This is a genomic window from Aliiruegeria haliotis (assembly GCF_003003255.1).
GTDB classification, from domain to species: Bacteria; Pseudomonadota; Alphaproteobacteria; order Rhodobacterales; family Rhodobacteraceae; genus Tropicimonas; species Tropicimonas haliotis.
Genome location: NZ_PVTD01000001.1, coordinates 579,584 through 593,130, shown reverse-complemented (window position 1 = coordinate 593,130; position 13,547 = coordinate 579,584). Strand labels below are relative to the sequence as shown.

Below are 13,547 nucleotides of genomic sequence, written 5' to 3'. Positions count from 1 at the left end.
CCCCCGATCGTGCCGGCATTTATGGCATCCATGCCGGTTTCATGCCATATGGTCGGCGAGCAGACATTCGGCAACACAGAGGACAGGTCATGGAATACCGCAGGGAGCTCATCACCAATGGCAACCCGATGGAAAAGATCGCCGGATTCTCGCGCGCGGTCCGGGTGGGACCGTTCATTTCAGTCGGTGGAACGGCGCCGGTTGGGCCGGACGGCAAGACGGTCGGTGTCGGCGACGTCGCGGCCCAGACCCGTCAGTGCATCGAGGTGATCAAGGCAGCTTTGGAGCAGGCTGGCTCGGGATTGCACGACGTGGTGCGAACGCGGGTGATCCTGACCGACATAAACGACTGGAAGGCCGCGATTGACGTGCGGAAGGAGTATTTCCGCGATGTCCGACCCGTCGACACGATCATGGCGGTGGACCGTTTCGTCAATCCGGAATGGCTCGTCGAACTGGAAGCCGACGCGATCGTATCGACCTGAGGGGACCGGGGCACCGGATTGCCGGATGCACTTCCCGGGACCGGATCGAGCAGGTTGCACGGCGATCACTCCGGCATTGATACATCCAAAGGCGGGCGATTTGCCATGATCCGGTGCGCCCGAACTGCTCTCGGGACAACGGCGAGTGCACCCTGCGAGGGCAATACCGGCCCCCGGGCGCAGCCATGCAGCCATGGCGGCTGAAACATGGGCAACTGCTGGTGGTAGGGGCTGGGCAGGCAGCACCGGACGCCCGACCTGTTCCGTAACCGGGCACCTGTCGGGTCCTTTCTGATGCACGCGGATCGGTTTGGGCATAGTTTTTTTTTCGCGACACGCCAAGGATCCGGAAGCGGGATGCGTCTCACTGACTGACATGCGCAAGACGACCAACGATGAAGACCTCGCCGAGGCCGCCGCGAACGGGGACCGCGATGCCTATGCCGCGCTGCTGTCGCGTCACTATGACCGGCTGTTCGCCTTTGCCTTTCGGCTTACCGGACAGCGAGCGGAGGCCGAGGACCTGACGCAGGACATATGCGTTGGCCTGCCGAAAAAGCTGCGCGGGTACCGGGGCGAGGCGAAGTTCACGACCTGGCTCTACCGGATCGTCGTGAACGCGGCCCATGACCGTCGGCGGCGTGCCGCCACGCACACGAAGGCAGCCGAGGGCTGGGGCAGTTGGGAACGCGACCGTCGCGCCGCCAACGACGACGCCCGGGAGGCCACAAGCTGGCTGGAAGCCGCCATGGTGCGCCTGAAGCCGGAGTTGCGCGACACGGCGGTCCTGATCCTTGCGGAGGACCTGACCCACGGGGCCGCCGCGGAGGTTCTGGGCGTCTCCGAAGGCACCGTGTCCTGGCGCATGTCGGAAATCAGGAAAGCCCTGCGCGCCCTCGCGGCGGAGGAAACCACATGACAGACGAACTCGACACCCTGCGCGACGCCCTGCGCGCTGCCCCCCCTGCCCCCGATGCGGACCGCAAGTCGGATGCCATCGCCAACGCGATGTCGGCCTTTGACGATGAATTTCCGGAAACCCGCCAAGGATCGGCGGCCGGGATGCGTCCAGAGAAGGACCGCACCATTTGGGTGCGGCTGTTTGATGGAGGCAAGACGATGATCGAGGGACTGACAACACGCGCCGGGCTGGCGGCGACATCCGGATTGGTGGCGGCTGGACTGGCCGTCCTGCTGGTGCTGCCGCAGACGAAACTGCTGGCACCGCCCAACCCGATGGATCGCCCGGTCGGGGCCGACCCGGAGACAGGTCGGGAAGCGCCGGTCATGCACGAGGCCGAGGTTGGGACGGTGGCGGCCCCTCTGGCGGAACTCAATGACGCCCCCGTCCCTGACGCCGGGCCAGACCGGTTCGCCGCGCGTCAGAAACGCGCCATTGCGAAGGGCGTGGTGCAGCGGCAACTCACCACCAACCTGGCGGGGAACGGCGATGTGGCCCATGCCGCACGACCAGCTCAGGAAGCACGGCCATTCCCGTCCATCGCCATGGAACCTCATACGCGACTGCGCCCGGTTGCGCCCGACGCCGACACCGACACCGAGCGGTTGGCCAACAAGGATCCGAACCCGGTCCATGTCACCGCCGAAACGCCGGTTTCGACCTTCTCGGTGGACGTCGACACGGCCTCCTATGCTGTTGTCCGCTCCTCGCTGATGTCCGGGCGCCTGCCGCCGGCCGATGCCGTGCGGGTCGAGGAAATGGTGAACTACTTCACCTATGACTACCCGGCCCCGGCGCCGGAAACCGCGCCCTTCAAGCCCAGTGTGTCCGTCAGCCCGACCCCCTGGAACGACGCCACGCAGATCCTTCACATCGGGCTGCAAGGTGCCCTGCCCGAGATCTCGGCCCGCCCGCCGCTGAACCTTGTGTTCCTGATCGACACCAGCGGGTCGATGCAGGACGCCGCCAAGCTGCCGCTGCTGAAGCAATCCTTCCGCCTGATGCTGGGCGAATTGCGGCCAGAGGATCAGGTCGCGATCGTCACCTACGCCGGAAGCGCCGGGCAGGTTCTGGAGCCGACGGCGGCAAGCGACCGTTCGAAGATCCTCGGCGCGCTGGATCGTCTGGAGGCCGGAGGATCCACCGCCGGGCAAGCCGGGCTGGAGCAGGCCTACGCGGTCGCCGAAAGCATGGCCGAAGCCGGTGACGTGACCCGGGTGCTGCTGGCGACGGACGGCGATTTCAATGTCGGGATCTCCGATCCGGAGGACCTGAAATCCTATGTCGAACGCAAGCGTGACAGCGGTGCCTACCTGTCCGTGCTGGGGTTCGGCCGCGGCAATCTCGACGATGCGTTGATGCAGGCCCTGGCGCAGAACGGCAATGGTCAGGCCGCGCATATCGACACGATCGCCGAGGCTCAGAAAGTCCTTGTGGACCAGCTCACCGGCAACCTGTTCCCCATCGCGCAGGATGTGAAGATCCAGGTGGAGTTCAACCCGGCGGCGGTCTCGGAATACCGGCTGATCGGCTACGAAACCCGTGCCCTGCGCCGCGAGGATTTCAACAACGACAAGGTCGACGCCGGAGAGATCGGCGCCGGTCACCAGGTGACGGCTCTCTACGAGGTGACGCCCGCAGGCTCGCCCGCTGCCCTCAACGATCCGCTGCGCTATCAGACCGCCGAGCGCGCAACGGACCGGTCCGATGAACTGGGATTCCTGCGCCTGCGCTACAAGGCGCCGGGCGGATCAGACAGCCGGCTGATCGAACTACCGATCCCGGCGGAGGTCTCGGAGGCGAGCGTGGAAACCCGCTTCGCCACTGCCATCGCGGGCTTTGGACAGTTGCTCCGAGACTCCTCCTACCTCGGGGACTGGGACCTCTCGGAAGCCGCCCGCCTGGCAGAAAGCGCAAGAGGCGAGGACCGGTTCGGCTACCGCGCCGAAGCCCTGCGGCTGATGCGCCTGGCCAAAAGCCTGTCCGCGCAATAGGACGGCCGGATTCGGCGGCCCCAGTTGCGCCTCCAGTGACGCCGCCCCCCTGCCGATAGCGATCCGCCATCGGCAGGGCCTATTCATTCAACGAAAAAACAAATACATAACATTGACTTGTGCCAATCTGCGGCCGACCCATCGCACGCGTTAATGATTTTTGCGAGACGGCGTTGTATCATGGGGGCAAGGGGGGCGGCAGCCGGGCGATTACACGGCCTCGGACACCGCCAAAAAAATCTGTAGCACAGGGCGACGACGGGGGGATACGTATGAGCCGCGCCACGGCATTTCTGCCGCTGGACATGCGCGACATTCCGATCTGGGGGAATATAGTCCAATCGACCCCGGGCCGAATTGTCGTGGTGGAAGGCGCCATCAGGGCGGAGTACACCGGGTCCTTCCGCGTCGCACCCGGCGGCGCCATATCGGGAACGATTTCCGGCTACGAACACCGTCAGGGATCCACCAAGACCGTGTCAGTTGCGGGACTGGCCGCGGAAGCCGCCGGTGTCTTCGATGCACTGGATCAGCGACAGGTTTCAGCGGCCCAGCAGCTCTTGTTCAACGGCGCCGACAGGATCACCGGATCCGCCGGTTCGGATTGGCTCGCGGGTCATGGCGGCAAGGATACCATCGACGGCGGCGCTCGGAATGACAGGCTGCACGGCGGCAATGGTCCGGATCGCCTGAACGGCGGGGCCGGTGCCGACACGCTGTTCGGGGACAAGGGCAACGATGCACTGACCGGTGGCGCAGGCAGTGACCGGATGACCGGCGGCGCAGGCGCGGACCGGCTCTCGGGGGGAAATGGCTCCGATGTTCTGCAGGGCTCATCCGGACGGGACGAACTGTCCGGCGGCAGGGGCCGAGACCGCCTGCTGGGCGGGTCCGGCAATGATGCGCTGTTCGGGAACAACGGCAATGACAGGCTGAAGGGCGGCGCCGGAAACGACCGGATAACCGGAGGAACCGGTGCGGACAATATTGTGGGTGGCATCGGCAAGGATCGGCTGTTCGGGTCCGCAGGGGCGGACGAGCTTTCCGGTGGCAGTGGTGCTGACAGGCTGACCGGGCAAAAGGGTGACGATCAGCTCTCTGGCGAGCGTCACGACGACGTGCTTTCCGGCGGCGCCGGAAACGACCGGCTCTGGGGTGGCGCCGGCAAGGACCGGCTCAAGGGCGATGCCGGCAAGGACCGTCTCTGGGGCGGGCGAGAGAATGACCACCTGCGTGGGGGAAATGGCGCGGACCGCCTCAAGGGCGAGGCCGGCGCCGACAGGTTGTTCGGGAACAAGGGCAACGATGCCCTGTTCGGTGGCGCCGGAAACGACCGGCTGGTCGGCGGACCGGGGGCCGACCGCCTCAACGGTGGGCTCGGCGCGGATTGGGTGTCGGGATCCGGCGGGAAGGACCGGTTGGTCGGAAAGAGTGGCGACGACGAGCTTCATGGCGGGCGCGGGCGCGATTTCCTGCTCGGCGGAGCAGGAAATGATACCATGTTCGGTGGTGCCGGGAACGACACCTACTCCGTCAACGCTCCCGACGACCAGGTCAGCGAAACGTCCAGGGACGGCATTGACGACGGCGGCATCGATACGGTCAAGAGCTCCATCGCCTACACGCTGGGCGCCTTCGTGGAAAAACTGTACCTGACCGGTACGGCCGCGATCGACGGCACGGGCAACACGCTGAACAACACGCTCATGGGCAATGGCGCCGCGAACACGCTGATCGGCGGCGATGGCAACGACACGCTGCACGGCCAGGCGGGCGATGACACGTTGCTGGGCGGCGCGGACAACGACCACCTGGTCGGTGGTGAGGGTGCGGATCGCCTCGACGGTGGCAAGGGGGCAGACAAGCTGTTCGGATCCGAAGGCACGGACCGCCTTTATGCCAAGGCCGGGGACGATGTGCTTTATGGCGGCGACGGTTACGATGTGATCAACGGCGGACAGGGTCGCGACCACATGTTTGGTGGCGCCGGGGACGACACATATACAGTGGACGACCCGGGCGACAGCGTCAGCGAGGAAACCAGCGCCGGCACGGACGACGGTGGCGTCGATACCGTCAAGAGCAGTATCGGTTTCGCGCTTGGCGCACATGTCGAGAAGCTTCAATTGACCGGAAGCGATGCAATCGATGGCGCCGGAAACGCGCTCGGCAATGTCATCAAGGGCAATGCAGGCGCGAACAATCTCTACGGTGGCGGCGGTCGCGATACGATTTCCGGTTTCGCGGGCGGGGACATCCTGCTCGGTGGCCCTGGCCGGGACTACCTCTATGGCGGGGGCGGCAGCGACACGTTCGTGCTCAGGCCCGAAACAGGCGCGTGGGACAGGATCTATGATCTGGCCGGAGAGGACAGGCTCGGGATCTACGCCAGCGACTTCGGCTTGTCCGACGGTGCGGGACTTGTCGGCGATGCGCTTGCGCAGGGCTACTTCGTCAAGGGAACTTCCGCGACCGCCTCCGGTCACGGGCAGTTCCTCTACCGTGCCGACAAATCCGAGTTGCTCTGGGATTCCGATGGAACCGGTCCGGCCAGCGCTCTCAGGATCGCGCTGATGCAATCCGGCGCACAGGTGAACGCCGCCAAGTTCGTCGCCCTGGGTCAGGGCGCTTCCGTTTCGGTCGCGGCGGCCGAGTCGAGGCCGCAAGGGGAGGACGTGGGAACGGCGTATTTCACGCTGAACCTTGCCCAGCCACTGAGCAGTAATGTCGTGCTGACCTGCAGCACCGTCGATGGCTCGGCGCGCGCTTCCGACGGGGATTTCGTCGGGCTATCCGGGGAACAGCACGTGTTGAAGGCCGGGCTCACGACCGCCTATGTGCCGGTGACCTTGCTGAACGACGAGAAGCAGGAACGGATCGAGGACTTCTCTCTCAGGATCGACTCCGCCAGGATCGTCGGAAGCGGCGAGTCCGTGGACATCGGAACAGGCAAGGCGACCATGTCGATCCGGGACGAGGCACCAGAAGTCGTCGCCGAGTACAACACCACGCCCAGGGGAATGACGGACCCCTCCGGAATTGCCTACGACCCGTCGTCCAAATCGCTGGTCATGGTCGACTCGGAGGTCGAGGAAAAGCCCTTCTTCCAACCGAACAACTTCTTCTCGCTGTCTCTCGGCGGAGACCTGAAATCCTCCCGCGCGCTCAGCTTCACCGACGAGCCGACCGGGCTGACGATCAACCCGCGCACCGGGCTCGCATTCATCACGGATGATGATGAAAACAAGGTGTACGTTACCGATCCGGCTCGCCCCAACGAGTTGAAATGGCAGTTCTCCACGGCGCCGCTCGGCGGGTTCGACGCGGAAGACATCGCCTTCGATTCCGTGGCCGGGACCCTGTTCATCGTGAACGGAGTCGACCGCAAGATCATCGAGGTCGACCAGCGCGGAAAGGACGTTATTGATACCTTCGTCCTCGCACCCGAGATCACCGACCCCGAAGCGCTCGCCTACGATTCCGACGAGGAGGTGTTCTACGTGGGTGGCGGGTTCAGCGACAAGATATGGATGCTCGACCGTGAGGGCAGCATCCTCGACATCATCACCGTGCTGGAGGGCGCGCGGTCGCAGGACCTCAACCGCCGGGTCAACGTCAAGGATATCGAGATCGCACCGGCAAGCGATGGCTCGGGCGAAAAGCACCTCTACGTCGCCGATTACGGCTGGACCCACAGGGCCGACGGGCGGTTGATCGAGATTGCTCCGGGCGACGCCGACCTCTTCTGAAACGTTTTGTCCTGATCCCCCGCCCCACCGCGTTCCGCCTCGACACGCCCCGCTTCATCGGAGCGCCCGAACAGACGAGGAACGCGGTCATTCAGGCCCCGAAAGCGACCGCGCAATCTCCATGATGATCTCGATCAAGGGAACAGTGCGGCTTGCGAGTTGCCGGTTTTTTCGCCGGATCAACCAGAGGTCCTGAAACACCGGCACGGGCAGTCGGACGGACCGGATCCTGTCCGGATCGTTGAATGTCCCGAGACCGCTTCTGGGCAATACGGTATATCCGACGCCCTCCGCGACCGGTGCGAGAATCTGGCCAATCTGGTTGATGCGACTGCGGATCCGGAGGCGGTCTGCGCCGGGGTACTCGTCCGGGTAGTTCGGCCCGAGAAGCAGGTCGGCAAGGCCAGTGCCGTCCGGATGGGATATGAAACCGCGCGCCTCCAGGTCCGAGAAGGCAGGAGCGCCACCGACCCAGTCCGCGGGTAGGACAATGCAGATTTCCTCGCGCCCGATGTGGGTGGCCTCGACCCTGGTCGGTGAGGGCACCTCGCTGACAATGCCGAGATCGAACCTCCCGTCGCTCACACCTTGCAGGATGACGGGTTGTGGTGCGGCCTCCAGTTGCATCGCAAGCCCCGGTCGTGGTTTCGCGAACGACACCAATTCAGGGTATAGGCAAGTCGCAATGCTGCCCGAACACGCAATTGACACGGCGCCGATATCCGGATCGTCGTCGAACATCTCTTCGAGAAGGCGCTTTTCATCCTGCTGGCGGGCGATAGCGAACGCCCGCAGCCTCTCGCCGGCGGGGGTCAGGGTGAAGCTTTTTCCGGTCCTCCGAAGCAGCGCCGTTCCGACCTGCGCTTCCAGCTTCTTCAGGTGTTGGGAGACACCCGGTTGGGTCATGTTCAGGCGTTCGGCTGTCCGGGTCAGGTTCCGGTGCTCGCAGACAGCGACGAATGTCTCCAGCCAATGTGCGTTCAGCATATTACAAATTTTTTGTTATGATTTTCAGTTCATATCATAATTTTTCTTCTCTGCATCGCAACCCCATATCCGATTTGAAACAAGCCCCAGACAAGGATATCGCCATGCATCCCTTTCCCCGCACCTTCTCCCATATCGGCCTCTCTGTTCCTGACCTCGATGCCGCCGTGAAGTTCTATTCCGAGGTTCTCGGCTTCTACGTCATCATGCCCCCAACCGAGATCGTGGAGGACGGCAGCGACATCGGCCTCATGTGTACCGATGTCTTTGGGCCGGGCTGGAACACCATTCGCATCGCCCACCTTGCAACGGCCGACCGCATCGGCTTCGAGCTGTTCGAGTTTGATGGCAACCGCGCTCCGGAAGACAACCTCGCGTTTCGCCGGCATGGAACCTTCCACTTCGCGATTCAGGACCCGGACATCGAAGGATTGCTGGCGAAGATCGTCGCGGCCGGCGGCAAGCAACGGATGCCGATCCGGGAGTACTTTCCGGGCGAGAAACCCTATCGCATGGTCTATGTCGAGGATCCGTTCGGGATCGTATTCGAGCTCTACAGCCATTCCTACGAGTTGACCTATTCGGCTGGTGCCTACAGCTGAGCCGGCGCAACGCGATGCAGCATTGCCTGCGAGCGGGACACGGACTGTCCTGCTCGTTTGTTGCATCAGCGCGACCGCCTACGGCGAACCGGGTTGCAGAAGATGGTCTTGTGGCCGTTCTATGTGGCGGTTGCATTCGACCATACCGGCGCACTCTGACCGCCACAGTCGATACCATCGTAGGCTGATAGCCCATCCGCAGGACTTCCGGACTTATGAAGGTCAATCACCGGTTGCCCGGCGGTGTCGCTGACGTGGTGCGGAAGACCCGTCGGGCTTTCGACGTCATCTTTGGCGGCGCGCGACCTGCACAATGGAGATCCGAGACACCGCATCATCTCGACTTTGGGTCCGGCGGCACTGTCGCAGCCCCTGCCCGCTCCCGAAGCAAGGCGGTTCCGTATTCTGTAACGATCTATTCTCGGCGCCTTCGAATTGACGACGCGGGGTGATCTGATGCATGGAGTGGGTCGCCCCAGACCTGCAGTTGCGCGGGCGCAGGACGCCTCGCCGCTTTCTGCATGCACCTGTTGCACCGGCTGGCCGCCTCACCTGCGGTCGACCGTGGCGAAGGTCCACGGGCAGGCACCGCCGGATACACATACAAGGACCCAGAAATGAACCGGACATTCGGAAACACCGATCTGAAAACGAGCTCCATTGTCTATGGCTGCATGGGCGGGGCCGGCGCCTTCGGCGCGCAGGAGGAAAAGGACTCCATCGAAGCCCTGCAAGAGGCGTTCAACGTCGGCATCAACTTCTTCGACACCGCCGAGGCCTATGGCGACGGGTATTCAGAGCAGCTCCTGGCACGCGCGCTCGGCGACAAGCGGTCAGAGCTTGTCATTTCCTCCAAGGTCACCCCGGCGAATATGGCACCGGACGACCTGATCGACGCCTGCGAACGCAGCCTGAAGAACCTCGGGACCGACCACATCGACCTCTACATGCTGCACTGGCCCAACCGGGATGTGCCCTTCGCCGACAGTATCGGCGCCCTTCAGAAACTGAAGCAGGACGGAAAGATCCGCTGGTTCGGCGTCTCCAATTTCGGCACGCGGGACCTCGACGAAGCCCTTGGTCTAGGGGAGATTTCCGTCAATCAGCTTCCCTATCACCTGTTCTTCCGCGCCATCGAGTTCGAGGTTCAGCCGAAGTGCGAGGCCGCCGGTGTGCCAATCATGTGCTACTCCTCGCTGATGCAGGGGCTGCTGGCGGGCAAGTATCGGTCTTTGCAGGAATTCCCCGTGAACCGTGCGCGCACCCGGATGTTCGATCACCGCAAATGGGCCGAGGTTGTCCACACCGAAACCGGCGCCGAGGACGCGGGGCAAGAGCTTCTGGATGCCCTGTGGGCGTTGGTGGAGCAGACCGGCCTGAGCATGGAGGAACTGGCGATCGGTTGGCTGAAGTCCCGCCCGGCGGTTGGCGGAGTCATCGTTGGGACCCGGAACGCCGCGCAGAGCCGTGACCTGAAGAAACTGCTGGATGTGGAACTTGACGCGGCCACGTTGCAGACGCTCAGCGATGCCTCCAACCGGCTCAAGGAAGACCTCGGGAGCGACATCGACATGTGGGGCAAGAACAGAACCCGGTAGGGTTATCGGGGATTGCCCGCGGATCTGAGGCGGCCGGTGTCGTGGAGATACCGGCCGCCTTGTCGCGCATTGGGTTCCATCGCGACCGGACCGGCGCGGTTCGAGTGGCATTTCGGCTAGTCTCAAAAGGCCAGAGACCCCGCCACGCAGACCCCCCTTAGCAACGACCGGCAAAATATTGATTTTCAATATTTAACCTGTGCGCACCAAGTGTTGCGCCACAAGGGGCACTCGGCCCAGATCCAACATCCCGCCGCTTTCTGCCTTCCGTCACTTTCAACAGTGTCGTGGCAAAGGCACAGCCGCCCGGCTGCGTTCAGCCGTCGGACACGGCGGGATCGTGCTCCTTGCGGTGGTGTTGCTCGATCCGGTCAACCTCCGTCCGCGAGCCCAGCACGACCGGCGCACGCTCGTGGATTGACGTCGGCACCACGTCGAGAATCCGCGCCTCTCCAGTGGAGGCCGCACCGCCGGCCTGTTCGATCAGAAGCGCCATGGGATTGGCCTCGTACATCAGGCGCAGCTTGCCGCCTGAACCACGGTTCGCCTGATCGACCGGGTACAGGAAAACACCGCCCCGGGTGAGGATACGGTGGATGTCGACGACCATCGAGCCGCTCCAGCGCATGTTGAAGCGTTTGCAGCGTGGCCCGCTCTCTCCCGCGATGCATTCCTCGATGTACTGGCGAACCGGCTGGTCCCAATCACCGTACCGCGACGCATTGATGGAAAACTCGTTGCTGTCCTCGGGCACGCGCATGTTGCCGGAGACAATCCGGAACTCCCCGGTGCCGAGATGGTTCACGAACTCATGCACGCCATGGCCAAGTGTGACCACCAGCGTTGTTGCCGGGCCATAGATGGAATACCCCGCACAGATCTGTTCGGTGCCGGGTCGCAGGACCGATTTGTCGTCGCCCACCTCTACGGCTTCCGGAAGCTGGACAATGGAGAAGATCGACCCCACCGACAGGTTCACGTCGAGGTTCGACGATCCGTCCAGGGGGTCAAAATAGACGATGTAGTCGCCGGCAGCGACCGTGTCCTTGAGCCAGATGACCTCCTCGACCTCTTCGGACACCAGCGCCGCGACACGGCTGCAATTGCGGATATGGCCGACGAACTGGTCATTGGCGAAGACATCAAGTTCCTTTTGGGTCTCGCCCTGCACATTCGTGGTATCGGCACTGCCAAGCTGTCCAAAAAACGCCCCGTTGCGGATTGCGAATGAGATTTCCCGGCAGGCGGTCGCGATATCCTCCAGCAGGAAGACGAGGTCCTTTTCGACGCCGTGGGTCCGGTATTGCTGCAGGAGAAACTGGCGAAGGGTTTGTCTGTCATAAGGCATTGCGGTTTCTTTCTGTCGGCATCCACGGCGAAATCTGAAGCCATGTGTCCATGGCCCTGTCGTGTCAGTAGTTGCAAAGTGCCCTGGCCACCAGTCCGGCGGAAGGGAAAGAGCAGAGTGTGCCGTTGCAGCACTGGGGGCCTGTTCTCGGTCTCGGCTTCGGATGGGACCGCAATCGCCGCTCCCCTCGGCGCACGCGCCCTGCTCCCGATCCGGGATGATCGAGCGGCCCGGACGCGGTTCGATTGCCTCGGGGTGGTTTCAGTTTTTCGGGCCGTGTGACCCCGCCGTTGGGAAAGGGAAACGGGGGCGGGAACCCCAAAAGGCCAGCGTGTCCGGTCGGGGGCCGCGGCACCGGGGATCGGGCCGCTCTTACGCTTCCCGCTCATGGTGCCGAACCAATCCGCGGCTTGTTGTGTCGCAAGTAGAAACACAAGCCCTCAAGATTGCGCCGGCCCGCTCCCCGGTGACATCGTGATGAGTTCCATCGCGGAGTAGTCGAGGCCGGCGTTGGAAAGCTCTCCCAGATAGTCGAGCCACTGGGGTCGGTGCCGCGCAGGAGCGCCTGCCCCATCGCATCACTTTGCCCGGTCGTGGCACGTCAGCCCTCAACCTGCGCCGGGCAGTTGGGCAGTCCCGAGTCGGTCATACTGGCGGAAACGAGACCTTGGCAGCAAGCTGGCACCTCGCAGCCCGAGGTCGTCAGCGGCCCAACCCGGCACCCTCGCGTCCATGGTCAGACTTCGTTAGCCCTGCCAGATTGATCGAAGGCGCTGTGCCGGGCCGTGGCGAGGATCTCCGCAACCTTGTCATTGGCCACCTTGAGCGGTGGGCAGTGCTGTTCCTCCGCGCACTGGAGCAGTTCCTGAAATCCCGCAACCGCGGCGCGCAGATGCGTTTCCACCCAGTCATCGGGCCGGATCCTGAGCGCCTCCCGCGCGACGCTGATCAACCCGCCGGCGTTCACGACGAAATCCGGGCAATACAGGATGCCACGGTCCTGCAACGCTTCGGCACACCGCGGCTCGGCGAGTTGGTTGTTTGCCGCGCCGCAGACAATCCGGGCGCGCAGGGTCGGGATGGTTTCGCGGCTCAGCACGCCACCAAGGGCACAGGGCGCAAGGATATCGGCCTCCGCCTCAAGCAGTGCCTGCGGCGGCAGGATCGTGGCACCAAGCGCCTGTGCGGCCTGTTCCGTCGCGGCGCGGTTCACATCGGCAGCGACAACCGAACCACCCGCCGTGTGAACCCTTTCTGCCAGGCTCATGCCGACATGACCAAGCCCCTGTATGGCGACAGTCCGGCCCGCAAGATCACCGGACCCGAACGCCTGCGCAGCGGCCAGTTTCATGCAACGAAAGACCCCTTCCGCCGTGACCGGTGACGGATCGCCGCTTGCGAACTCACCGCTGTCCAGACCCGAGACATGCGCCGTCTCCTGCGCAACGATGGCCATGTCCGCAGGCGTCATACCGACGTCCTCGCCGGTCGTGTAGGCCCCCTTCAGCGTGTCAATGAACCGGCCGAAAGCGCGCAGCTTCTCCGGGGTCTTGTCGTGCCGGGGATCCCCGAGGATCACCGCCTTGCCACCACCAAATGGCACTCCGGCGAGGGCCGCCTTGGCGGTCATGCCAGCGGACAGGCGCAGCGCATCCGACACGGCCTCCTGAATGCTGTCGTATGCCCACATGCGGCAGCCTCCCAGGGCGGGGCCAAGGGTGGTGTCATGCACCGCGACGATCGACCTCAAGCCCGATCCTTCATCGGTACAGAACAGAACCCTTTCATGGGTTTGGGTGGCGATTTCCTCAATGTGCATCTGC

Annotated in this window: 9 protein-coding genes; 6 read left to right on the top strand and 3 right to left on the bottom strand. The window is 63.8% G+C overall.

The genetic code is table 11. The features are described from left to right. Positions 1-89: 89 nt before the first annotated feature. From CLV78_RS02625 to CLV78_RS24720, 4 genes are all read left to right on the top strand, one after another. Positions 90-485 (top strand): RidA family protein, encoded by a 396-nt coding sequence (locus CLV78_RS02625; protein WP_106203736.1) that lies wholly within the window; start codon positions 90-92, stop codon positions 483-485. A 376-nt stretch (positions 486-861) separates the two neighbouring features. Next, positions 862-1,404, top strand: coding sequence for an RNA polymerase sigma factor (locus tag CLV78_RS02620; RefSeq protein WP_106203199.1), 543 nt, complete (start codon positions 862-864; stop codon positions 1,402-1,404). After that, positions 1,401-3,440 carry a VWA domain-containing protein gene (locus CLV78_RS02615; protein ID WP_106203198.1) on the top strand — a complete coding sequence of 680 codons (2,040 nt, stop codon included), beginning with the start codon at positions 1,401-1,403 and terminating at the stop codon, positions 3,438-3,440. Before CLV78_RS02620 ends, CLV78_RS02615 begins: the two co-directional genes overlap by 4 nt. 272 nt (positions 3,441-3,712) lie before the next feature. Continuing rightward, on the top strand, positions 3,713-7,189 hold the full coding sequence (locus CLV78_RS24720) for a Calx-beta domain-containing protein (RefSeq protein WP_106203197.1): 3,477 nt from the start codon (positions 3,713-3,715) through the stop codon (positions 7,187-7,189). Between the two features lie 87 nt (positions 7,190-7,276). Here CLV78_RS24720 and CLV78_RS02605 read toward each other — a convergent pair whose 3' ends face one another. After that, on the bottom strand, positions 7,277-8,176 hold the full coding sequence (locus CLV78_RS02605) for a LysR family transcriptional regulator (protein WP_106203196.1): 900 nt from the start codon (positions 8,174-8,176) through the stop codon (positions 7,277-7,279). A gap of 104 nt (positions 8,177-8,280) precedes the next feature. Between CLV78_RS02605 and CLV78_RS02600 the strand changes: the two genes are divergently transcribed. Then, entirely contained in the window at positions 8,281-8,778 is a 498-nt protein-coding gene (locus tag CLV78_RS02600) for a lactoylglutathione lyase family protein (protein WP_106203195.1), read from the top strand. Positions 8,779-9,395: 617 nt separating this feature from the next. Further along, positions 9,396-10,376, top strand: a complete 981-nt coding sequence (locus CLV78_RS02595; RefSeq protein ID WP_158263405.1) for an aldo/keto reductase — start codon at positions 9,396-9,398, stop codon at positions 10,374-10,376. Between the two features lie 316 nt (positions 10,377-10,692). On the opposite strand, the gene CLV78_RS02590 is transcribed toward CLV78_RS02595, so the two are convergent. Together CLV78_RS02590 and CLV78_RS02585 are read right to left on the bottom strand one after the other, a co-directional pair. Continuing rightward, complete coding sequence (locus tag CLV78_RS02590) at positions 10,693-11,724, bottom strand: class 1 fructose-bisphosphatase (protein ID WP_106203193.1); 1,032 nt, start codon at positions 11,722-11,724, stop codon at positions 10,693-10,695. Positions 11,725-12,460: 736 nt separating this feature from the next. Then, a complete protein-coding gene (locus CLV78_RS02585) occupies positions 12,461-13,543 on the bottom strand; it encodes a Glu/Leu/Phe/Val family dehydrogenase (protein WP_106203735.1) in 1,083 nt (360 codons plus the stop codon). Positions 13,544-13,547: the final 4 nt, after the last annotated feature.